The organism is Sporosarcina sp. GW1-11, assembly GCF_033088395.1.
In the GTDB taxonomy this organism is placed as follows: domain Bacteria; phylum Bacillota; class Bacilli; order Bacillales_A; family Planococcaceae; genus Sporosarcina.
Window position 1 is genome coordinate 19,274 of record NZ_JAPMIW010000009.1, and the last position, 24,038, is coordinate 43,311.

Below are 24,038 nucleotides of genomic sequence, written 5' to 3' on the forward strand. Positions count from 1 at the left end.
ACTCTTTTTTAAACTACGCTATTCTAGGTAATAGAAACGAAAGTTCGAAAGGAGTTCGTGAGAAATGGAAGAAGTGTTATTAGCGAGAATTCAATTTGCATCCACTACATTGTTTCACTTTATATTTGTACCATTATCAATCGGCTTAGCATTGATTATTGCAATCATGCAAACGATGTACTTAGTAAAGAAAGATGACATTTACTTGAAAATGACTAAGTTCTGGAGTGTATTCTTCCTAATCAACTTCGCAATCGGTGTTGTGACAGGAATTATTCAAGAATTCCAGTTTGGTATGAACTGGTCAGCATATTCTAGATTTGTAGGAGATATATTCGGTGCTCCATTAGCAGTTGAAGCATTACTAGCATTTTTCTTAGAATCCACTTTTATCGGGATTTGGATTTTCGGTTGGGGTAAGATTCCCAAGTGGTTACATTTGGCATCGATTTGGCTCGTATCTTTCGGCACCATTATGTCAGCCTTCTGGATATTAGCTGCCAACTCTTTCATGCAAAATCCTGAAGGTTATGTACTTCAAAATGGACGAGCAGAAATGAATGACATCATGGCAGTCTTGATGAATGAAAAATTATGGGTCGCATTCCCGCATACGATTTTCGGTAGTTTTGCAACGGGTGCATTTTTTGTTATCGGGGTTAGTGCTTGGTATTTGATTAAGAAACGTAAAGTAGAGTTCTTTAAGAAGTCGCTGGCAATTTCCTTGGTCATCGGTATGCTATCAGGCCTTGGAATTGCTTTCACTGGTCACTCTCAAGCGCAATACTTAATGCATGCACAGCCGATGAAAATGGCTGCTGCAGAAGGTTTATGGGAAGACAGTGGAGACCCTGCCGCTTGGACGTTGATTGCGAATATAGATGTGGAAAATCGAGATACGACTGGCCGGATTGATATTCCGTTTATGCTGAGTTATTTAACTTATAGTGAATTTAAAGGGAAAGTAGAAGGTATGAACGTACTAGAGAAGAAAATGATCGACAAATACGGAGAAGGAGATTATCTACCGCCAGTCAAGACGACATTTTGGAGCTTCCGTATTATGGTTGTAACAGGTGGGACACTACTAGGACTAGGTGCACTTGGACTATTCCTCATGTGGCGTAAGAAAATCATGCAGTCTGTTTGGTTTTTACGGTTACTCATTGTAGGAATTTTCCTGCCATTCATCGGGAATTCATTTGGTTGGATTATGTCTGAAATGGGACGACAGCCTTGGGTAGTCAACGGCTTGATGAAGACGGCTGACGGAATTTCACCAAACGTTTCGGCTGGTCAGATTCTATTTTCACTTATTTCGTTCTCAACAATTTACACAATTCTTGGAATTATCATGGTTGTGTTGTTTGTAAAATACATTCAACGTGGACCGGAAGAACAAAGACCAGCTGAAGTATCTATAACAGATCCGTTTGAAACAGGAGGTGGAGAACATGCCGTTAAGTGATTTTTGGTTCATACTAATTGCAGTCCTGTTTATTGGTTTCATCTTTTTGGAAGGTTTCGACTTTGGAGTCGGCATGAGCACGAAATTTCTAGCAAGAAATGATTTAGAGAAACGTGTAGTCATCAATACGATTGGACCGGTCTGGGATGCTAATGAAGTATGGCTTATCACGGCTGGGGGCGCCATGTTCGCGGCATTCCCACACTGGTATGCGACGGTGTTCAGTGGATATTATTTACCGTTTGTTGTGTTGTTGTTAGCGTTTATCATACGAGGTGTGGCTTTTGAATTCCGCAATAAAGTAGATTCAGTAGCTTGGGTGAAGACATGGGATTGGGCGATTTTCTTCGGAAGTTTGTTACCGCCATTCATCTTTGGTGTATTTTTCACCAGTTTGATTCAAGGGTTACCGATTGATGCAGATATGAATATGTATGCGGGCTTCACAGATTTCGTTAATATTTATACTCTGATTGGTGGAATAACATTCGTTCTGTTGTCGTACTTACACGGGTTGTTGTTTATCGGTTTAAAAACGGTAGGAAGTTTACGTGAACGTGCCAATAGAGCTGCGCGTAAAGTGTATGGATTGACCGGCGTGTTCATCGTATTGTTTATAGGCCTCACCTATTTAGATACAGATGCATTTGTAGATAAAAGTGCGTTGTTGATCCCTATGTATGGTGTGGCGATACTGTTATATGTATTGTTGTTCTTCTTCTTAAGAAACAAACGCGAAGGACTAAGCTTCACGATGACAGGTTTAATCTTCATGATTATTACGGCTAGCTTTTTCATCACGCTATTCCCGAATGTGATGATCAGTACGATGGATCCGGCATTTAATATGTCTATTGCTGAAGCGGCTTCCGGAGATTATTCGCTTAAAATTATGACGATCGTAGCGTGTACTATGGTTCCAATCGTTTTGGCGTATACAATTTGGAGTTATTATGTGTTCCGTAAACGATTGACCGGTGATAAGGAGCATCTAGAATACTAATGGATAAATACTTACTTCAATACAAAGGAAGTAAACAAGTATTGGCGTTGATTGGATTGCTAACTGCAGTCCAGTCAATCGCCATTGTTTTTCAAGCGATTTATTTAGCGAAAGCTATTACACAATTGTTCCAAGGTGCAGACTGGAGTGAAGCGCTTCGGTCCTTTGTGATTTTTGTCGTAGTCAATAGTGTGCGTCATCTCATTCAATGGGGGAAGGAACGAATTTCTTACCGTTTTGCGGATCAAACAGCAAAGGAATATGAGCAACAATTATTGCGAAAGATTTTTGCTATTGGGCCGCAAGCCGTTGGGAAGTATGGTTCGGGTCATTTAGTGACTCTAGGACTTGAAGGTGTGCCGAAATTTCGCAAGTATTTGGAATTGCTCGTTCCGCGTACATTTTCTATGGCAATTGTTCCGTTTGTTATTGTGGTCTATGTGTTTACATTAGATAAAATGTCTGCCATTACATTAATGATTGTTTTGCCGATTTTAATTATATTTCTAATTTTAATTGGAATGGTTTCAAAGAGGCAGATTGATGCACAAATGGATACGTATCGGTTGTTGTCGCGTCACTTTGTTGATTCGCTACGAGGCATTGTGACATTGAAGTATCTAGGTCGAAGTCGTGCACACGAACAGTCGATTGCTAAGGTTAGTAATAACTACCGTATTGCGACGAATCGTTCGTTACGGTTTGCGTTTTTATCGTCATTTTCATTGGACTTCTTTGCCAGTCTTTCTGTGGCTGTCGTGGCGGTGGAGCTAGGGTTACGCTTGATCAACGGGCAGATACTCTTGGAGCCATCGTTAGTTATATTGATTTTGGCACCGGAATATTTTGCGCCTGTGCGAGAACTTGGTAATGATTTCCACGCGACGGCGGACGGTAAGGATGCGAGTTTACAAATCCATGCGATATTGGAAGAGCCGGAGCCGATCATGCCTGTACTTTTGAAACCGCTCAAACGTTGGAATAAACAATCCATTGTGGAGATACGGGATGTGAAGGTGCAGTTAGGAGATCAAGTAATTTTTGAAGGTCTGAATTTGAGGTTGCAAGGCTATGGGAAAATTGGAGTTATTGGACATTCGGGTGCTGGAAAATCAACGTTAATCGATGTACTTTCGGGCTTTACGTTACCGACTAGCGGAACGTGTATTTTAGATGGACAAGAATTACCCCATTTTGCTGTAACAGACTGGCAAGATCAAATTGCATATATCCCGCAACATCCGACGATTTTTCCGGATAGTGTGACTGGAAATATTCGTTTTTATGAGCCAGATGCTACGGATGCAGAAGTTATTGAGGCTGCGAAACGAGTAGGCTTGGATCGGTTAGTTAGCACGTTTCCAAATGGCTACGCTGAGCGAATTGGAGCGGGTGGCCGTGCGTTGAGTGGAGGAGAAGAGCAACGAATCGCTTTAGCGCGTTCGCTACTACAACGCCGTCAAGTTTTGTTATTTGACGAACCGACCGCACATTTGGATATTGAGACAGAACATGAATTGAAGCAGATGATTTTACCGTTATTGGAAGAGAAACTCGTGGTTTTCGCTACACATCGAATTCATTGGATGCAGGAGATGGATGCGATTATTGTTATCGACCAAGGGAAAATCATAGAAACAGGCTCTCATGAGCAATTATTGCAACGCAACGGAGCCTATTGTCGGTTATTGGAAGCGCGCGGAAAGGGGCATGCTGTATGAATTTGTATCAAAAACATATCGTGCCGTATGCTAAAATCTATAAGAAAACGTTATTGTCTACGATTTTGTTAGGGACATTGACGATTCTTTCCGCAGCGATGCTAACTTTTACTTCAGGTTATTTAATTTCCCGTACATCGGAAAGGCCAGAGAATATTTTGCTTGTATATATTCCGATTGTGGCGGTTCGAACGTTCGGGATTTCAAGGGCTGCTCTGCGCTATGTAGAACGATTGCTTGGCCATAATGCCGTATTAAAGATCATTGCGGATATGCGTGTCCATTTGTACCGTGTACTTGAGCCGCAAGCGTTGTTCATCCGTTCACGATTCCAGACGGGCGATTTACTTGGGACGTTGGCAGATGATATCGAACATTTACAAGATGTCTATATTCGAACGTTGTTTCCGACCGTCATCGGGCTATTCCTTTATAGTTTTTCAGTAATCGTGCTAGCGGTCTATGACTGGAAATTTGCAATTATCATGGCACTTTGTTTAGGGATCGTCGCTTTCGTCTATCCGATGGCTTCACTCTATTTAATGAAGAAAAATCAGCAACAGTCGAAAAAATTGCATAGTCAACTCTATAACACGATGACAGAGGGGATTTTTGGCTTACGTGATTGGATCATCAGTGGTCGTAAAGAACAATTTCTGTCGGCATTTCAACAAGAAAGTCATGCGAGTCATGAAATGGATAAGAAATTAGCTTACTGGCAACAGTCTCGTACGGCGCAACTGCAAATTTTCTCAGGCTTACTCGTCCTAGTTGTTGGTGTCTGGGCTGGTCAACAAGCAGCGGAGGGACTATTGGTGCCGACTTATATTGCCGCCTTTACATTGGTGACCTTGCCGATCTTGGAAGGATTAATTCCTGTATCACATGCGCTGGAAAGAATCCCAGCTTATGAAGCGTCTTTACAACGCATTGACCATATCCATCAACAGAATCCGGGGAGTCAGTTGCCGCTTGAATTAGTGGAAGAGGTTCGTGACGTGACAATCGCACTCGACGCCGTCAGTTACCGTTATGAAGGACAGTCGGAGGACGCTGTACAAAATCTTACCTTGTCCATTCAACAAGGTGAGAAAGTGGCGGTGCTTGGTAAAAGTGGGGCAGGGAAGTCTACATTGATTCAATTATTGCTAGGCACAGTAGAACCGACCAATGGATCTGTGCAAGTCAACGAAATTTCCGCCAGTCGTTTTGGAGATACAATGTATGATGTGATAAGTGTGTTGAATCAAAAGCCGTATCTATTCGCCACTACTGTTGAAAATAATATTAAGCTAGGTAATTCGGCCGCAACAGCTGAAGATGTGCAACGAGTTGTTGAACAAGTAGGTTTAGCAACGTATTTACAATCATTACCTGCTGGTAGCAAGACGCAAATGGAAGAGACAGGTCAACGCTTTTCGGGTGGAGAGCGTCAACGGATTGCACTAGCTAGAATTTTATTGAAACAAACGCCGGTTGTTATTCTAGATGAGCCAACGGTTGGACTAGATCCGGTGACGGAACATTCTTTAGTGGAGACGATTCACCAATCGCTAGCAGATAAAACGGTTGTTTGGATTACGCATCACTTGATGGGGATGGAGAAGATGGATAAGATCGTCTTTATGGAAGATGGCAAGATTGTGATGCAAGGAACGCATAAAGAATTGCTCACTAGTAATAAGAGATATCGGAAGTTATATGAGTTAGATATGGCTTCTCTTTAAAAACGAGAAAAGGCTACCAGATATATTCATCTGGTAGCCTTTTCTCATGTTATTGAATCAAACCAAAGCGGCGACATATTATCCGGCTCACCATTATAATTAATGGTTATTTCATCGCCTGCAACTATTGTTTCAATTGCATAGAAATCAATCGTTCTATTTTTACTATTCACTTCGAATCGGGCATTAGGCTGGTAGGAATGATTAATTAGCGAACCATATCCAAGAGCGATTGCGGCTTCACTAAAGTCATCTCCCCAAATAAAGAAGTAGTTGCTCAAAATAGTCTTTTTTATATATTTACACTCTTTTTTTTCAATGATGATGGCGGGGCATGCTTCGATTAATTCGTTGGATTGAATTTCTCTTTCAGCAAAGATTCCTCTATCATATTTCCCAGTATCTTGTACGCTGACTATCAATGAATCATCCTTTCGTCTCCTCCATTATAAATTTAGCAAATATTTTTTTAGATATTCGCTTCGATCTCGTATGAATTGAGAGATCAACTCGGGTTCTTGATCAAATTGATGAATATTTTTATTCAAATAGGGATCGAGCAAGACGGATGGCCTGATTTTTTCAACAATAGTATTCACTTTTTGTTCTATATATTGCACAGTGAATATTGTGTCTAGTGTTTCTTCTAAAAGCAACCGGTATTGATCGCGAAAAGCAGGTATTCGCATCATTAAATAGCATAAGTGATTGCTAATTTTACCTTCAGGAGGGACATACTGATGATGCATAATTCCACCACTCACTTTTCTTCCCCAGGTAGCATCATAATCCCAAGGGATGATATCGAATAATCCGGTTTCGCTGTTTCTATACAGTGCATAATTATGAGTGAAACCATCATTATTCATTGTACAAACAACCCCAACTAACCATCGTAAATACGCATCAATATTCAGATGCTGTGCAAGTACTTCATGAAAGTCTGGAAAGGGAGTCGTATTGATTAGTTGAATGAGCTTTAGTAATTGTTGATCATTATTCGCATCGCCCATAACACGATGATATCCTGAAAGTAAGTCTTTTTTTATACGTCTTTCATGTAATAGGGAGAAATTGGCTTGACTGTTTACAGCATAATAAATAGAGCCCTTCGGCAATCCTCTACTTTGTAAAAACTTACTGTCCACGGCCTCTAATTGGAGGTATACACCTTTTCTAGTGCCATTTCTAAACAAATTTATATGATTACTTTCAGGCGCTAGGACGCCCAAATCCAGGAAAAAGTCCATTGAAAGTTTGTTTCGTAGCAACGACGGATCATTATACTCGGCATTCACATGAATTTCTCGCGCTCCATAAAATGAAGAAGGATTAATAAATACCATATGATAGGAACGTTTTCGAAGTTTCCTTGTATACGAACCTCGATAAGCGATATCGATGTCATATATGTGATTATTAAACACTAAATCAGCTGGAACGGGATCATTATTCCGAACATCGCTTCGAAGTTCTGTTAAATTTTCATCTGTAAATTGTAAATAATATGATGGAAGTTGATTGGGCATAGATCTCATCCCTTCTATTATTCAACGTTTGCCTTTCCCTTTCCCCTTTCCTTTCCCAAAACTGCCAGATCCGCTTGAAGTACATGAGCTGCTAGAGCTACCAGATCCGCTTGAAGTACAGAAGCTACTAGAGTTTCCGGATTCACTTGAAGTACATGAGCTGCTAGTGATGCTGTCCTCTGAATTGCTCATAGACCCCGTGCAATTATTCTCCATACTTGTTTCTTCGCTAGATGATGAATATCTTCGTTTTCTTCTTACCAATTCAATTCCACCCTTCATAGGTTATGCCTCATTCTATGCAATAGAGAAGGAATTGTGCTAGAAAAAATATTTTCAATAGAAGTGAACTATGAATGTAACTATATGGTAAGAAAACTAAACTGTAACTCGAACTGGGCGAATGACCATCCCCATCTAAGCCTAGTGTACATATAGATAATAGGACACCAAAAAGGAGGCTACAAAAATTGAATAAAGAAATGTTAAGCTCATTAGTAGGAAAGGTAATAAAGGTAGATCGTGGTGGACCAGAGTCCCGAATTGGAATGTTGTTGTCAGGAAATGAACAGTATCTTACGTTATTAACTGAAGACGATGGAATTGTTTATTATAAGACGCATCACATCAAAAGCATTACGGATAATTCAAAAAATGAAATGTCCATTGATGTAGAATTACCAACGGGTTTCAAATTAATTGAGGAAGCGGATTTTGCAGGTGTATTGAAAACCTTAGAATATCAATGGGTGAAAATTAATCGTGGTGGACCTGAGACTTTAGAAGGTGTCGTAAAAGCTGTAACAAATGACTTTGTTGAGATTGTTTTTAATGAAGAAGTCATTCGACTATCAATGTTTCATATCCGAAATGTTAGTCATGGAGTAAAATTTGAACGTGCAAAAGAGAAAGATATGCAAGAAGAATCTAAAGATAGTACAAAAAAAGAATAAATGTAATGGTCATCACTTTTTTTAGAAGTGGTGGCCATTTTATAAAGGAGGTGTGTGGATTGAATACTAGTAATTTTGGAACGAACCTTCCCAACTTGCAAGGATACAGGATTAGCGTGTTACTCTCATCTGATGAACCAATAGAAGGAATACTCATCAGCTTGTATCAGGATTATATACTTTTAAAAGTTGACGAATTCATTCTATATATTATGTACCCATCGATTCGATCGATTACTAAAAATACTAAAGATATGCGCGTAACCCTTGATGTTGAATCTTATCGTTCTCCTCAACTTTTTTCTAATGTTTTGCTAGACCTGCATGACAAATGGGTGACGTTAAATGAATTTAGTGAACAACCGGTACATGGCGTCCTAAGTGAAGTTAAAGAGTCGTATATTCTATTGATTAATAAAGAGGATTTATTATTGATACCTATTACTTCCATTCAAACACTACGAAAAGGAAGTAAACACTTAACAGAACCATTGAAGTCACAAATAGAACAACCAACTGAAACAACTTTATTAGAGAAGGATATAGAGTATTCTAGAAGTGAAGTTCTATCAAATGTTTCAGAAATAAAGCAGGTAAAAGAAGAACTACCGATTGCTAAAGAAGTAGAAATGAAAGAAAAAAATGATCAAGCAGAAAAATTGGTCGATGAACTTAATCTAAAATCGAACATCGAGACTGAAAAACCCGATAAGCTACTAAGTGCTACTGAGAAATATCCTGAATTTGAGGTTGTTGACGACAAAAAACGTAACAAGACTGTAAGTGGAAAAAATATTTTGAAAGCAGAAAAAAAAGACCTTCCTATAAACGAGAAGAACGTATTAACTAACGCTACATTTGTTTCAGAAATAAAGCTGGCAAAAGAAGAATTATCGATTGCTAAAGAAGTAGAAATGAAAGAAAAAAATGATGAAGCAGAAAACATAGTCGAGGAACCTAATCTAAAATCGAACAACGAGACTGGAAACACCGATGAACTACTAAGTACTACTGATAAACATTCTGAATTTAGATTTATTGATAAAGAAAAACGTAACGTGACTGTAAGTGAGAGAGAGGTTATGGTGGAAGAAAAAATGGAACATTCCATAAATGAGATAAAAGTATTAAATAATGCTTCTTTTAAAGAGTTAATGGGCAAGATGAATGAGGACCGGAATCACAACACCGAATCGGTAGAAGATGAAGAAATTGTACATTTCAACACGGCAAATAGCTCAACTACGGGAATAAGAAAAGGAAATGTCTTGCCATGTGTCGACTGTTTGCAAAAGCCCCACGGAGTTAACTCACAAAATGACTCGAAACATCTAATGTCTCGACAAGAAAAAAAAGATTTGGAAACGCTTCGCACGACACATGCAAAAATGAGACCTGAAGAACAAAATGCTATGTTGGAAAAACAATACCATGCTTTGATGAAGCATGCAGCAAAGAATTCAAGTTGGTCTAATGGTATCTATAATAAGGGTTCTGCCGAAAGAGTTGCTACGGAGAAACAGTATACTTCACTATTAAAGCATGCTGCAGACATGCACCATCATATTCTACACAAATAAGGCAAAGCTGAACTTCCCAATTGGGAGGTTCAGCTTTTTTTACTAAAATGTATATTTACTTGAATTATGGACTAACGACTCTACGAGGGCTTTATTGTCTGAATATACATAGTAAGACAAGTTAGAAAGCTGCAAACAGAAAGTAGAAAGGAGAAAAGACAGAATGACTATTCAAATCATCTTTACCTCTATAGTATTTTTATCAACTATGCTCGTGATTTTTTGGCGACCGAAAGGGATCAATGAAGCATGGCCAGCTGCTGTCGGGGCGATACTAATTATCGTTACAGGAATCGTTTCACGTGTTGATTTATTAGATATTTTCGGAAAAATTGGAGGGGCTTCCGTAACGATTATTTCAACTATTGTGATGGCGGTCATATTGGAGAGCTTTGGTTTTTTTCACTGGGCCGCCATTAAGTTAGCCGCATGTTCAAAGCAATCAGGCTATCGGTTGTATTGGAATATACAATTACTCTGTTTTCTTATGACATTACTTTTTAACAATGATGGCAGTATTTTAATTACTACACCTATACTACTTTTACTTCTAAAAAATTTGCAGCTAAAAACAGCACAACAAATTCCTTATTTACTGAGTGGTGCATTAATCGCAACTGCGTCTAGTGCTCCAATAGGTGTGAGTAATATTGTAAATTTAATCGCATTGAAGATCGTTGATATGTCCCTCTGGATGCACACAGCTATGATGTTCGTTCCGGCCACCATTGGGTTAATATTTATGTCGACCCTTATGTTTTTCGTCGTTCGTAAAAAGTTGCCTAAAACTCTTCCGGATGTAGTCTCTATAGAGAATGTATTCGTAAAAAAATATTTTAAAAAGTTACAACAAAAAAGATTATTTAATAATGAAAAAACACGCACTATCTTTATGCTGAAAATCTTGATCTTTGTTTTCTTTATGCGATGTATGTTGTTTGTCGCATCGTATATTAATGTCCCTGTAGAAATCGTTGCCGTCCTAGGATCTGTAGCATTGCTCATTTGGCGTTGGATTCAACTAGGAATTTCTCCGTGGGACATCTTACGAAAAACACCTTGGAATATACTTGTGTTCGCTTTCTCTATGTACGTTATCATCTACGGACTGCATAATGTTGGGCTGACTGAATTGCTAGTAAGCTGGAGTGAGCCGATTGTCAATCAAGGGCTACTATCAGCAAGCCTTCTAATGGGGGGGATGGTTTCCCTTTTATCCAATATATTCAATAACCATCCCGCGTTGATGATTGGAACGATTACGCTGACTGAGATGGGCATTGATCCGATTACATTAAAAACCATATATTTAGCCAATATTATCGGGAGTGATATAGGTTCATTATTATTGCCAATCGGAACACTCGCTTCACTCATTTGGTTCCATATTTTGCGTAAGCACCGAATTGAAATCACGTGGAGAGACTATATGAGTGTCTCATTCAAAGTGATTCCACTCACAACCATAGTGACATTATTTCTATTATATTTTTGGATACATTTAGTGTTCAACTAACTTATGTCTAGACAGCTATGCTAGCCTCATCTTTTAAACGTAAATCAGTAGGTAAAAGATTTCATATTGTCTTTTCACCCAACTAACTTTATAATTAAAGTAGGATATATAGACTAACTTTATTGGTTGGGTTAGCTGGGTAAAAAGGTAATAAAATTCAAGGGGTGCTATATGAAAACGATAGGTTCAAAGTTGATTTTGTCAATCGTATTGTTAGTTGTAGGGGGAAGTGTACTTCTAGGCTTTTTTGCATATCAGAATAGTTCAAAGGCACTTTTGGAACAAGCAGAAATCACATTAAATGAAAAAGCTATGGATACTGCTCATTTTATCGATGAACGTTTTGAGCGAAATGTTGTAGAAATGAAAGCGGTTGCGGAAAGCCAAGAAGTTCGTAGTATGGATAGGGATATACAAAACGCTTATTTAACTAAAAAGCTAAATGATTTAAAAAGTTATTTGACCTTCGCAATTGTTACAGAAGATGGTGTATCTCATTATATTGATGGCACAGAAGCTGATCTTAGCGATCGTCAATATATTATTGATGCTTTTAAAGGAGAGACTACGCTATCGAGCACAATTATTAGTCGTGTCACAGGAGAACCTGTATTAATGATGGCGACTTCTATTGATACTGAAGACGGTGAGCCTGCACTGTTATTAGCGCGTATTGATGGGTATTATTTAAGTTCAATTGTGGATGGAGTTGGGTATGGTCAAAGTGGTTATGCATTTATTTTAGATGAATCAGGTAAGATTATAGGACATCCCGATCGTGCATTAGTAAAAGATGAAGTAGACTTTTTCGATGAAATGGAAGTTACTAACCATCAATCAGCAGAAATCGAAGACTTGCAAAAAATATTAACGACAGATGAAGGAGTCATACATTATCGATCTGCGGAGAAGGACCGATATCTTGGATACCACACAATAAATAATGGATGGAAAATGGTGATAGTTTTTTTTGAAGATGAGTTGCTTAGTGGAATGTACGGTTTGAAAAAAGACTTTCTTATAGTGGGGATCGTCATTGTAATCTTAGGAATATTTATTGCTTATTTCATGGCACGATCGATCAATTCAAGCTGTTAAAACGATAGGAGAGCAGTTGGCCGAAGGTAGCTTTAACTATGAAATTCCAGAACGTTATTTACGAAGAAGTGATGAGGTTGGATCCTTATCGCGTACGTTTGTAAGAATGACAGATAATATGAGAGATATGATTGGGAAAGTGCGTAGCGGGGCGACTAACTTGACCGATTCGACACAATTACTTAATCAAAAATCTGAAGAAGTAACGAAGATGTCACATGAGATTTCATCGGCTATCGAACAAATAGATCATGGATCGGAAATGCAAGTTCAAATGTCAGAAGACAGTGCACGTGCGTTGGAAGAGATGTCTACAGGTATTCTAAATGTAGCGGAAATGGCAGCGAATATCGCAGCTAACTCGGACTATATTACGGAACGTGTAGGCGAAGGTCATGTGGCGGTTCAAACGTCAGTAGAGCAGATGAACAGTATTCAAACGACGACCATACAGTCGACAACCGTGATTCGTCAATTAGCGGAAGAAGCATTGGAAATCGGTCAAATTTCGAAAATGATTACTGATATTTCCGAACAGACCAATTTACTAGCATTAAACGCCTCTATTGAAGCTGCGCGTGCAGGAGATGCGGGTAAGGGATTTGCAGTCGTTGCGAGCGAAGTGAGGAAACTTTCCGAGCAAACTGCAGAATCAGCTTCCCAAATCAATCGTCTAATCGATAGTGTACAAGGCCATACTAATGACGCAGTGAAAGCTGCCGAACAAGGGGACCAGAATGTTATTAGAGGGTTAGAGGTCATCAACCAATTAGGTGATCGCTTTGAAGAGATTGTTCGTTCGATTGAACAAATCAGTAATGATATTAGCGAAATGAGCGCAGTTTCCGAAGAAATGTCCGCAAGTTCTGAAGAGGTAAGCGCTGCGATTGAAGAAATGGCTGCTACGGCTAGAGATGCTTCAGACTATATAGGCGAAGTGAATTACGCCGCTGACCATCAGTTAACAACCGTAGAGGAGATGGAGCAATACACGGATCGTTTGTTATCATTAGCAGGAGAATTACGTTCCTCTATCGATAGATTTTCAATTTAATCAATAAGCAGACTGCATACGCGGTCTGCTTGTTTTTATAGATACGTATGTTCGGTGTGTGATGAATGCGATTGATTATCGTTTATTGAAAAGTAACTAGAAAAGCGCATGTAATTTTTCTTCTGTAAAAGAGATGAAATACAACATGTGCTTTATTATTCACTAAGAAAAGGAGAGAAGAATAAAATACCCAATGAGAACGAAAATTGTTGAGGAGAGTATAACTCATGGGAGAGCGAATAATACATCTCTTTGAACACTCATGCTGGAAACATAACAGACTACATGCCGCATGCCTGGCAAGAAATAGCTGATAATTACCGCGCTGGAATCATGTTTCAGGAAAAATCGTTATACCCTTCGTAGGCGATGAAGAGATAGAAATACATAATTTGCCGAATGCTAGATTGATGGTTTGTCTAGCTTTCTTCCAAGTGTATATGTGAATAACGTTCCGACCATAACGTCAAAAATTATAAGTATAATCGCAAATATAAAGTGAAATATACCTGAGGAAGCTAAATGGCCAGCGAAGGTGACGTTAAGTTCATCAGACATTGGTAATCCGAAAATTTCTAGAGCTAAAAAGACGAAAACGGATACGTATCTATAGTGTGCGATATACTCTGGAATGTGTTTTATTATAAAACCTCATCTACTTATGATTGCCACACTCCAATTCTATCACCTACTTGCACTTCTTTAATAGCGTCAATCAATGGAGTTAGTTCACTCTTATTTTCAATAAATAAAATTACGGTAGACCCAAATGCAAAATGACCGAAATCAATTCCCTTTACACATTCTCTAGAAGAATCAGCTATCCGAACACTATTGACGTTCAGTGCCCCAACTTTCACTACTGCAACTCTTCCGAAGTTACTTTGGATTTCTGAAATGATTCGATAATTAGATGAAAACAGCTCTTCCTTCAAACGAATCCCCAAATCATTGACAGGATAAGAAGTCGTTCCCAGTGCATAGCGGCTAATTAGTTCTCCTGAAATTGGATAATGGAAATGATGATAATGCTTAGGTGATAGATAAAATAAGTAATAATAACCATTTTGGTAAGGTGCTGCTTTCAAAGAGTCTCCTAACAGTGCAGGTAGGCTATACGTTTTGTCCTTAACAACGAAATTTTGCTGTTCATTGACTATTCCAGCGCAACTTAACATACCATCCACAGGTGAAATAAGTACATTTGGGTCGCTATCGATTGGACGACTATTAGCTTTTAATGAGCGAGTGAAATAATCATTTAGGCTCTTATACTCGTTTATTGGGTATTCTGCTTCCTCTTGTTGTATATGATAGAAAGATGCAAATGGCTTAATTAATGGTTTGCTTATTGAAGAGGTAGTGAATTTTTTTAATAGCGTAGAACTGAACGGATGTCCTGTTAATTCTACAAATGATTTAAAAACTTGGCTTTTCATCTTTTCATCCTTTCATTTTAAGAATATAATAGGTTAGTCAACGAGGAGGCAATGAGGTGTTTTCATTCAGATATTTTGATTATACTAAACTAAAATCACAAATGGCGAACATCATTACACTTTTTAATTTAAGTTTAGGAATAATAGCAATTGTACTCGTATTAAAAGACCATGGCCACATGAGTTTGATGTTTATTTTTTTTGCTGCATTATTCGATCGCTTTGATGGTTTGGTCGCTAGACATTACAATGCAGAGTCTGCTTTTGGTAAAGAGCTCGATTCACTTAGCGATTTAGTATCATTTGGCGTAGCGCCTGCTATGCTGATATATCAGGCGGCTCTATCAGATACACTTTGGATTGGTTTATCAGCAGTGATTTTCTATATTTTAGCCGGAGCGGTGCGTTTGGCACGCTATAATGTAGAAGAGTTCGATGGTTCATTTTATGGTCTGCCAATAACAGTGGCAGGTGTTTTTCTTACATTAGGCTATTTTGCTGTTCCATATATTGCTGCACCATACTTTGTGATCTTTATGTATATTTTAGCATGGATGATGGTGAGCCGAATACGTATCGCGAAAGTTTAAAGTAGGTCTTGTAGGGGGAATTCCTGCAAGGCTTTTTCATTTTGAGAAACTTTCATAGCTTCATTAATTCTGTTATGCTTAAGAAAAAGAAGAAGGAGTGGTTGATATGTCTGGACCCGCATTAAGACAGCTTCATTCACATCGGGCAATTCACGAAGGTGGTCTTTCTGGAGCTGTAATGAAAACTGAAGATCTAATTGGTTATCTGCAGCAAGGGGAAGTGGAAATGGTCAACCAGGCTTGCGACCATTTACTTGATTATTGGAAAACGAGAGTCATTAGTCATGCAGATGCTGAAGAAGAAGGTTTCTATAAGCAAGTGTTGGAGGAAAATCCTGAACTTGAACGTGAAATCATTCAACTGACACGTGATCATGATCTTTTACGTTTACTTGTTTCAGATATTGAAGCTGCACGTAAAAAAGATCTAAACGTAACGGCGGAAATTATGCAGAAGTTTCATGCATTACTAGTCGTTAATGAATTACATAGTCGTGAAGAAGAACGGTTATTATTTCAATAAAATGATAGGAATAGAAAAAGGAGGTGGCGATGATCCAAAATCCATTAGACATATTAGCTAAGTATTTTGGTTATTCAGCATTTCGGGAGGGCCAGCAGCGCGTCATCGATCAAGTATTGCAAGGCGATGATACGCTTTGTGTTATGCCAACAGGCGGAGGAAAGTCCGTTTGTTATCAAGTGCCTGCTCTAGCAATGGAAGGGACAGTTCTTGTTATATCTCCACTCATTTCATTAATGAAGGATCAGGTCGATGCATTGCACCAACTAGGTATTCCTGCTGCGTATATCAACAGTACGTTATCAACGGAAGAGTATTTCGGTACGATGGATCTCGCATTGGCAGGAAAGTATAAATTATTATACGTGGCACCTGAGCGATTGGAATCGGAATCATTTCTTAATCAATTGCAGAACATGACGATTCCTTTGATTGCGATTGATGAAGCGCATTGTATTTCGCAATGGGGTCATGATTTCCGACCGAGCTATCGTAATATCCATCGTATTTTAGACTATATGAAAAACCGACCCATCGTACTCGCGTTAACTGCGACGGCTACGCCAGAAGTGCAGGATGATATTTGTCAGCAACTACATATTCCTCCTGTCAGCCGTGTCGTTACAGGATTCGAACGCAGTAATTTGGTGTTCTCTGTAGTTAAAGGACAAAATCGTGATCAATTTGTTAAAGACTATACACAGAAGAATAAAAATGAATCGGGCATTATTTATGCGGCTACACGAAAAGCGGTAGAACAAGTCTATTTAGCACTTGAGAAAAATGGTATAGCTGTAGCGAAATACCATGCAGGCTTGCCTGACCATGAACGACAGCATCAGCAAGATCGCTTCATCATGGTGATGGTCGCGACGAATGCGTTCGGAATGGGGATTGATAAATCCAATATACGTTACGTCATTCATTACCAAATGCCGAAAAATATGGAGAGTTATTATCAAGAAGCCGGCAGAGCGGGGCGTGATGGACTTGATAGTGATTGCTATTTATTGTTTTCTTCGCAAGATGTCCTAACGCAACGCTTCCTTATTGATCAATCTCCTGATCCATCACGTGTTTCCAACGAACTAAAAAAGATGCAAGTGATGGTCGATTATTGTCATACAGAAGGTTGTCTGCAAAAACATATCATCACATACTTTGGTGAAGGAGATGCAGAAGACTGTAAGCGTTGTGGTAACTGTACCGATACGCGAGAGCAGTTTGATGTAACATTGGAGACGCAAAAAGTATTATCTTGTGTTATTCGGATGGGGCAACGCTTCGGTAAAACGATGATCGCGCAAGTACTTACAGGATCAAAAAATAAGAAAGTAAAAGAATTCAATTTCGATCAGCTGAGTACTTATGGATTAATGAAAGAACGTAGCGCGAAAGATGTTGCGGATTTCATAGAATTTTTAATATCAGAGAACTACTTGCAAGTCGAAAGCGGCACCTTTCCTATCATTTTTGTGCCAGAGCAAGGGAAAGACGTCTTGCTGGGCAAAGAAAAAGTTTGGCGTAAAGGTGAAATGGTCACGACGGTCGTTGCAAAAGATGATCCGTTATTTAACGAACTGCGTGCGCTACGCTTAAAGTTAGCACAAGAGGCAGGCGTTCCACCATTCGTCATTTTCTCGGACAAGACATTGCGCGACATGGTAGCTAAAATGCCAACAACCGACGAAGAGTTATTGACTGTACAGGGTGTAGGAGAAACAAAGTTAGAACGCTATGGTGACGTATTCCTAGAAATCATCGCGTCATTTGCAACACAACAAGCGTAAAAAGAGCCGTTCCAATTTGGAATGGCTCTTTTCATATAAATTGTTTATTGATGGGAGACTATTGCATCCGAATTGCTAAAAGAACCGGAATGAGGACTTTGCTTACCTTCCATCTTACGGCAAATTGCCACTAGGAAATAGACAATCGGTGTATCAATCACAGCAACAACGAACTTGAAAATATATTGTGTAATGATCAATCCAAGTAAGGCGCTTACTGGCATAACACCATAAAATGCTATTGTAATAAAAATCACTGTATCGACTAATTGACTAGCCATTGTTGACGCATTATTACGGATCCATAACTTCTTTTCCCCATGTATCTTCTTCAGCTTATGGAAAATAGTAACGTCTAGATTTTGACTGACGATATAGGCAATTAGACTGGCTATAGTCACGCGAAAACCCGCGGAAAAAATTGTCTGGAATGCTTCTTGATCTTCATAAAAAGGGGCGGCAGGCAAATTAACCGCAAGCCAAATGAAAAAACTAGATAAAAGTTGGGCGATTAAACCGGTAAAGACCGTCTGACGCGCTGCTTCCTTGCCGTAGGTTTCGGTCAATACATCCAAAATGGGATATGTGCATACATAGACTATAGCTGCAGCAGGTAATACAATCCAGCTTCCGAAACTGACCAATTTGATCGCTAAAATATTGGATAAAACAAGTAAACCTACGAATATACCACTTAAATAATATCTCATCATCTAGTCACCGATTATCGACTTTCTCTGGATAGAGATCATGCTGGAATAGTCGTTGCTCAGCCATTTGTTCGAATTTCGTACCCGGCTTACCATAATTACAATACGGGTCAATTGATAGGCCGCCACGTGGAGTGAACTTCCCCCAAACTTCAATATAGCGTGGATCTAGTAATTCGACCAAATCCAACATGATCGAATTCACACAATCCTCATGAAAATCCCCATGATTACGGAAGCTAAATAAATATAGCTTTAGTGACTTACTTTCCACTAATTTACGATCTGGAATAAAACTAATATAAATTGTTGCGAAATCAGGTTGTCCTGTTTGTGGACAAAGCGACGTAAATTCTGGACAATTGAATTTCACGAAGTAGTCTCTTGAATGATGTAAATTATCGATTGCTTCTAGAACACCTGGGTTATAAGAATAATTATAGACTGTCTCTTGATTGCCCAATAATGTTAAATTTCCTAATGTTGCTTCATCTCTTCCTGCCATATAAAAAAACCTCCTGAGTATGTAGTCAGGGAGGTTCATAGACGTGTAGAATTTTATACTCTGTTTTTAGCGAAAAGTCGCTGAAAATAAAGAAAGCCATGTCAATGGACATGGCGAAAATTCATCATCCATAGTTTTTTATAGAGGGTCGCTATGAACCTCTCCCGAACAGGTTATTCAATTCTTACAAGATATTACTGGATTGTTGTTGTTTTGTCAACGGGGCGAATATCTTTTCGAAGACCATAAATCGTAAATAGGCCCGCTATAAATAATATACTACTTGCGACTATGAATGCGTTCTGGAAACTTAAATCCAAACCACCAATTACGCTTGATCCGGCTACCACACCGAACGAGAAGAATGCATAAAAGAAACCATACGCTTTCCCTCTCGTTTCTGCTACAGTAGAATCGATTAACAACGAATTGATAGAAGGGAATAACAGCGCGAACCCGATTCCATAGATAACCATCGCTACCATCAGCAGCGATAACTCATCGACTTGCGATAAAAACAGCATACTTCCACTCATTAAAAGTAAACCAAGCGCCAATGTCAACATTGGCCGAGCGACATCGAAGATTCGGTTGATAGGCAGAACAAATATTAACACAGCAACCAACCCGAAAATGCTTAATAATATCCCTGTCGTTTTAGCATCATACTGTAAAAACTCCACTTTCAAAGGTAACACTAAAGCGAGAACCCCTTGTGAAAACATTAAGAAGAAGGCACCAAGAAATGCACGAATGATACCAGGGTGGCGGAAGAAAGACCATGGTTGTACTGCTTTTTGCTTTTCAGATTTTATTTTCCTAACATAAGTAAACGTACGTAAAAATAAAATCGCACCAATCGTCAAGAGCAACATAAACACACCGTTAATCGCCATGACCGTCACGACGCTTGTTTTTACCGATACGATCCCGCTAAATGCAGGTCCAAAAATGGCTGCTAGTCCAACAAATGCACCTGAAATTGCAGCGTTTCGTCCTCTTTTCGAGCGTTCTGAACCATTTGCTAAAAACGTAAATGCAGCTGGAATGATTAAACCTTCCGTTAAACCATGCACGAAGCGAATCGTGATTAATGACACAGAACCACTAATCAATCCATAAGAAAACAGCGACAGTGCTGACGCGAACAGACCGAACAGCAAGATGTAGAACGGTCCCCTTCGATCAGTCAAAATACCTGAGATGATATTGCCGAAAACATTAGAAAAAGAATAGATTCCGACAGACAATCCTATAATGAACGCAGGTGAACCGAGTTGCGTCGCGAATGGACTGATGACAGGAAGCTGTGAAAATAAATCAAAAAATGAGAAGAAAACAATTAAATAGACAAAAAAGCGCACGAAAGATCCCTACTTTACAAATTATTCAACTGCCTTCTATTTTACCATGAAATTTTACGAAATGAACGGAACTGCTCACGAACAACGAAGACCTTAGGTGAACATAGAATAATCCCGCTGGCTCGTAGAAATATTCGCAATCTAGTAGCCTTCACTGTAAAATGAGAAAGGTAAACAAGAAAGTGGAAGGGGTTCGGTTAATTTGACTAATGTAATTCGAGTAGGTATCGCAGGGTACGGAAATTTGGGGCGTGGCGTGGAATCTTCAATCAGTCAAAATGAGGATATGGAGTTAGTAGGTGTCTTCACGCGCAGAGAGCCGGGTGATGTCCAACTACTATCTGATCAAGTACCTGTCTACAAACTAGATGAAATTGAATCATTCAAAGATAAAATCGATGTCCTGATTTTATGCGGCGGTTCAAAAAACGATCTTCCTGAGCAAGGTCCTGCACTCGCCAAGTATTTCACAACAGTCGATAGTTTTGATACTCATGCTAAAATTCCTGAGTATTTCGCTGCAGTCGATGAAGTAGCGCAAGCAGCAGGTACAACAGCAATCATTTCAGTTGGCTGGGATCCAGGTCTATTTTCTATCAATCGTTTAATGGGTGAAGCGATTTTGCCTGAAGGTGAAACGTATACATTCTGGGGTAAAGGTTTGAGCCAAGGACACTCTGATGCAGTTAGACGAGTAGATGGAGTCAAAGCTGGCGTTCAATATACATTACCTGCGGAAGATGCAATCAATCGTGTGCGTAATGGCGAACACCCGGAATTAACTACAAAAGAGAAACATACACGTGAATGTTATGTTGTATTAGAAGAAGGTGCAAGTGAAGATCAAGTACGTGAAACAATCGTTACTATGCCAGATTATTTCGCAGATTACAATACAACAGTTAACTTCATCACAGAAGATGAATTACGTCGTGATCATGCGAAAATGCCGCATGGTGGATTTGTTATTAGAAGTGGTAATACTGGTAAGCATACAGACCAAGTGATCGAGTTTTCATTGAAACTTGATAGTAACCCAGAATTTACTTCTAGTGTACTAGTGGCTTATGCACGTGCAGCATACAAGTTGCAGCAAAAAGGTGATACAGGTGCGAAAACAGTCTATGACATCGCTCCAGGTCTACTTTCACCGAAATCACCAGCGGACTTACGGAAAGAACTTCTATAAGAACGTGTTGCGTTAAAAGATAGTAAATGAGGAGGAACTCTTTTTATGAAACTAGATGAAACGTTAATGATGCTAAAAGAACTTACAGATGCACGTGGAATCCCAGGTAATGAGCGGGAAGCGCGTGACGTAATGAAAAAACATATCGAACCATTTGTAGATGAGATCGATCATGATGGTCTTGGTTCATTAATTGCACGCAAAGAAGGTGACGCGAATGGTCCGAAAATCATGATTGCTGGACACTTAGATGAAGTGGGCTTCATGGTGACACGAATTGATGACAAAGGCTTCATCTACTTCCAAACAGTAGGTGGCTGGTGGTCACAAGTGATGCTCGCACAACGTGTATCCATCGTCACGCGCGCAGGCGAAACGATTACGGGAGTTATTGGCTCGAAACCCCCACATATCTTAACTCCTGAAGCAAGAAAAAAGCCAGTGGATATTAAAGATATGTTCTTTGACGTCGGGGCTACATCTAAGGAAGAAGTATTGTCATGGGGGATTCTGCCGGGAGATATGGCGGTACCATACTTTGACTTCACTGTTATGAAAAATGAAAATTTCTTACTCGCTAAAGCATGGGATAATCGAATTGGCTGTGCAATCGCAATAGAAGTGATGAAACAGCTGAAAGGCGAAAAGCATCCAAACCGCGTATTTGGTGTCGGTGCGATTCAAGAAGAAGTCGGTTTACGCGGAGCAAAAACGGCGACGAATAAAATCCAACCAGCAATCGGCTTTGCGGTTGATGTAGGGATTGCAGGTGACACACCAGGAGTTACTGCTAAAGAATCTGTTGGTAATATGGGAGAAGGTCCACAGATCCTGTTGTATGATGCATCAATGGTATCGCATAGAGGCTTGCGTAACTTTGTTGTAGAGACAGCAGAAGAGCTGAACATACCATATCAGTTCGCTACAATGGCTGGTGGTGGAACGGATGCGGGATCCATACACGTAAGTGGTACAGGAATTCCGACATTGGCGATTTGTATCCCCACTCGCTACATTCACTCCCACGCGGCTATGTTACACCGTGCAGACTTTGAGAACACAGTGAAACTTTTAGTGGAACTAGTGAAGCGTCTGGATGCTGACACAGTTCACAAAATTACATTCGAATAATTTTTAGCAGCGGTGCCATCATGGTATCGCTGTTATTGTTTAAACAATTATAAAAGTAATAAAAATTCATTTGACTTCATAAATATACATATGTATACTAATGAATACATACTTCAAATGGATGGTAGGGATCAGGAAATGACAAATAGTAATCAAACAAAATCACTGATAGACAAAGAAAGTCTAAAGGGACGCGACTTCTTGACATTGCTAGATTATTCTAGTGAAGAAATTGCTTATTTACTCCAACTTGCATATGATATGAAACAAGATACACTTGCAGGAAAAATGTCACCTATATTGGCGGGCAAAACGCTCGGTATGATTTTTGAGAAGCATTCAACACGGACGCGTATTTCATTCGAAGTCGGCATGATTCATCTTGGTGGACATGGCTTATTCATGAACGCACGTGATTTGCAAATCGGTCGTGGAGAGTCTGTGTCAGATACAGGTAAAGTATTGTCACAGTTTTTGGATGGCGTGATGATTCGTGCAAAATCGCATAAAATGGTCGAAGAGTTGGCTGAGCATACGTCCGTTCCAGTAATTAATGGTCTAACGGATTTATTCCACCCATGTCAGGCAATGGCAGATCTATTGACGATCAAAGAAGTGAAAGGCGATCTAAAAGGCCAGAAGCTTTCTTATATTGGTGACGGGAATAACGTAGCACATTCATTAGTCATTGCAGGCGCACATATGGGTATGAATGTGGCAGTCGCTACACCTGAAGGCTATGAATATCATGCAGGTTTGTTAAAAAAAGCGAAGAAGATTGCTGAAGCTAATGGCGGTAGCGTAACAACAACATACGATCCGATTGAAGCGGCAACAGACGCGGATGCAATCTATACAGACGTATGGACAAGTATGGGTCAAGAGGACGAAGCGGCGAAACGTCTAATCGATTTTAAAGATTTCCAAATCAATGATCAACTTGTGGGTCATGCGAAAAAAGATTATGTGTTTTTGCATTGTTTACCTGCACACCGTGAAGAAGAAGTTGCAACTTCAGTAATAGACGGCAAGAACTCTTATGTATTCCAACAAGCAGGCAATCGTCTGCATGCACAAAAAGCTGTCTTGGCTTCATTGCTATAAGATAATAACTGCTTTCCTAGTTTAAATGGGATGGCAGTTTTTTT

General features: G+C 39.4%; 22 protein-coding genes and 1 riboswitch. Of the genes, 16 read left to right on the top strand and 6 right to left on the bottom strand.

All coding sequences use genetic code 11. The features are described from left to right. Positions 1 to 64 precede the first annotated feature (64 nt). The 4 genes from ORD22_RS07570 to cydC are packed head-to-tail and all read left to right on the top strand — an operon-like array spanning position 65 to position 5,919. Positions 65 to 1,468: a cytochrome ubiquinol oxidase subunit I gene (locus ORD22_RS07570; RefSeq protein WP_317645314.1), complete on the top strand. Its 1,404-nt coding sequence runs from the start codon at positions 65 to 67 to the stop codon at positions 1,466 to 1,468. After that, positions 1,455 to 2,471 (top strand): cytochrome d ubiquinol oxidase subunit II, encoded by a 1,017-nt coding sequence (gene cydB / locus ORD22_RS07575; protein WP_317645316.1) that lies wholly within the window; start codon positions 1,455 to 1,457, stop codon positions 2,469 to 2,471. The genes ORD22_RS07570 and cydB overlap by 14 nt, the downstream gene beginning before the upstream one ends. Then, complete coding sequence (gene cydD, locus ORD22_RS07580; RefSeq protein ID WP_317645317.1) at positions 2,471 to 4,192, top strand: thiol reductant ABC exporter subunit CydD; 1,722 nt, start codon at positions 2,471 to 2,473, stop codon at positions 4,190 to 4,192. The genes cydB and cydD overlap by 1 nt, the downstream gene beginning before the upstream one ends. Beyond that, complete coding sequence (gene cydC / locus ORD22_RS07585) at positions 4,189 to 5,919, top strand: thiol reductant ABC exporter subunit CydC (protein ID WP_317645318.1); 1,731 nt, start codon at positions 4,189 to 4,191, stop codon at positions 5,917 to 5,919. The genes cydD and cydC overlap by 4 nt, the downstream gene beginning before the upstream one ends. A gap of 44 nt (positions 5,920 to 5,963) precedes the next feature. On the opposite strand, the gene ORD22_RS07590 is transcribed toward cydC, so the two are convergent. Then, positions 5,964 to 6,341 carry an SET domain-containing protein gene (locus tag ORD22_RS07590; RefSeq protein ID WP_317645319.1) on the bottom strand — a complete coding sequence of 126 codons (378 nt, stop codon included), beginning with the start codon at positions 6,339 to 6,341 and terminating at the stop codon, positions 5,964 to 5,966. 24 nt (positions 6,342 to 6,365) lie between these two features. Then, positions 6,366 to 7,448, bottom strand: a complete 1,083-nt coding sequence (locus ORD22_RS07595; protein ID WP_317645320.1) for a CotH kinase family protein — start codon at positions 7,446 to 7,448, stop codon at positions 6,366 to 6,368. On the opposite strand from ORD22_RS07595, the gene ORD22_RS07600 reads away from it, so the two are divergent. From ORD22_RS07600 to ORD22_RS07625, 6 genes are all read left to right on the top strand, one after another. Next, positions 7,441 to 7,773, top strand: a complete 333-nt coding sequence (locus ORD22_RS07600; RefSeq protein ID WP_317645321.1) for a hypothetical protein — start codon at positions 7,441 to 7,443, stop codon at positions 7,771 to 7,773. The two genes, ORD22_RS07595 and ORD22_RS07600, sit on opposite strands and share 8 nt — an antisense overlap. A gap of 145 nt (positions 7,774 to 7,918) precedes the next feature. Next, complete coding sequence (locus ORD22_RS07605) at positions 7,919 to 8,401, top strand: hypothetical protein (RefSeq protein WP_317645322.1); 483 nt, start codon at positions 7,919 to 7,921, stop codon at positions 8,399 to 8,401. Positions 8,402 to 8,460: 59 nt separating this feature from the next. Continuing rightward, the gene (locus ORD22_RS07610) at positions 8,461 to 9,981 is read left to right on the top strand and encodes a hypothetical protein (protein ID WP_317645323.1); all 1,521 of its coding nucleotides are present in this window, start codon (positions 8,461 to 8,463) and stop codon (positions 9,979 to 9,981) included. A gap of 163 nt (positions 9,982 to 10,144) precedes the next feature. Further along, on the top strand, positions 10,145 to 11,497 hold the full coding sequence (locus tag ORD22_RS07615) for an arsenic transporter (RefSeq protein ID WP_317645324.1): 1,353 nt from the start codon (positions 10,145 to 10,147) through the stop codon (positions 11,495 to 11,497). Between the two features lie 171 nt (positions 11,498 to 11,668). Continuing rightward, complete coding sequence (locus tag ORD22_RS07620) at positions 11,669 to 12,595, top strand: PDC sensor domain-containing protein (protein ID WP_317645325.1); 927 nt, start codon at positions 11,669 to 11,671, stop codon at positions 12,593 to 12,595. Next, positions 12,555 to 13,649 (top strand): methyl-accepting chemotaxis protein, encoded by a 1,095-nt coding sequence (locus ORD22_RS07625; RefSeq protein ID WP_317645326.1) that lies wholly within the window; start codon positions 12,555 to 12,557, stop codon positions 13,647 to 13,649. The genes ORD22_RS07620 and ORD22_RS07625 overlap by 41 nt, the downstream gene beginning before the upstream one ends. 659 nt (positions 13,650 to 14,308) lie before the next feature. On the opposite strand, the gene asd is transcribed toward ORD22_RS07625, so the two are convergent. Continuing rightward, positions 14,309 to 15,088 carry an archaetidylserine decarboxylase gene (gene asd, locus ORD22_RS07630; protein WP_317645327.1) on the bottom strand — a complete coding sequence of 260 codons (780 nt, stop codon included), beginning with the start codon at positions 15,086 to 15,088 and terminating at the stop codon, positions 14,309 to 14,311. 56 nt (positions 15,089 to 15,144) lie between these two features. On the opposite strand from asd, the gene pssA reads away from it, so the two are divergent. The 3 genes from pssA to recQ all read left to right on the top strand — a co-directional run bounded on the left by pssA (position 15,145) and on the right by recQ (position 17,991). Beyond that, positions 15,145 to 15,678: a CDP-diacylglycerol--serine O-phosphatidyltransferase gene (gene pssA / locus ORD22_RS07635; RefSeq protein ID WP_317645328.1), complete on the top strand. Its 534-nt coding sequence runs from the start codon at positions 15,145 to 15,147 to the stop codon at positions 15,676 to 15,678. Positions 15,679 to 15,784: 106 nt separating this feature from the next. Then, complete coding sequence (locus ORD22_RS07640) at positions 15,785 to 16,201, top strand: hemerythrin domain-containing protein (RefSeq protein WP_317645329.1); 417 nt, start codon at positions 15,785 to 15,787, stop codon at positions 16,199 to 16,201. 29 nt (positions 16,202 to 16,230) lie between these two features. After that, a complete protein-coding gene (recQ, locus tag ORD22_RS07645) occupies positions 16,231 to 17,991 on the top strand; it encodes a DNA helicase RecQ (RefSeq protein WP_317645330.1) in 1,761 nt (586 codons plus the stop codon). Positions 17,992 to 18,035: 44 nt separating this feature from the next. Here the strand turns inward: recQ and ORD22_RS07650 are convergent, their stop codons facing one another. From ORD22_RS07650 to ORD22_RS07660, 3 genes are all read right to left on the bottom strand, one after another. Further along, positions 18,036 to 18,701, bottom strand: coding sequence for a queuosine precursor transporter (locus ORD22_RS07650; protein ID WP_317645403.1), 666 nt, complete (start codon positions 18,699 to 18,701; stop codon positions 18,036 to 18,038). A 7-nt stretch (positions 18,702 to 18,708) separates the two neighbouring features. Continuing rightward, on the bottom strand, positions 18,709 to 19,206 hold the full coding sequence (gene queF, locus ORD22_RS07655) for a preQ(1) synthase (protein WP_317645331.1): 498 nt from the start codon (positions 19,204 to 19,206) through the stop codon (positions 18,709 to 18,711). Positions 19,207 to 19,330: 124 nt separating this feature from the next. Next, positions 19,331 to 19,374, bottom strand: a riboswitch (PreQ1 riboswitch). A gap of 26 nt (positions 19,375 to 19,400) precedes the next feature. Beyond that, positions 19,401 to 20,570 (bottom strand): MFS transporter, encoded by a 1,170-nt coding sequence (locus ORD22_RS07660; protein WP_317645332.1) that lies wholly within the window; start codon positions 20,568 to 20,570, stop codon positions 19,401 to 19,403. Positions 20,571 to 20,772: 202 nt separating this feature from the next. Between ORD22_RS07660 and ORD22_RS07665 the strand changes: the two genes are divergently transcribed. From ORD22_RS07665 to argF, 3 genes are all read left to right on the top strand, one after another. Beyond that, complete coding sequence (locus ORD22_RS07665) at positions 20,773 to 21,759, top strand: diaminopimelate dehydrogenase (protein WP_317645333.1); 987 nt, start codon at positions 20,773 to 20,775, stop codon at positions 21,757 to 21,759. Between the two features lie 45 nt (positions 21,760 to 21,804). Next, positions 21,805 to 22,890 carry a M42 family metallopeptidase gene (locus tag ORD22_RS07670; RefSeq protein WP_317645334.1) on the top strand — a complete coding sequence of 362 codons (1,086 nt, stop codon included), beginning with the start codon at positions 21,805 to 21,807 and terminating at the stop codon, positions 22,888 to 22,890. Positions 22,891 to 23,028: 138 nt separating this feature from the next. After that, positions 23,029 to 23,994, top strand: coding sequence for an ornithine carbamoyltransferase (argF, locus tag ORD22_RS07675; protein WP_317645405.1), 966 nt, complete (start codon positions 23,029 to 23,031; stop codon positions 23,992 to 23,994). The last annotated feature ends 44 nt before the right edge of the window (positions 23,995 to 24,038 follow it).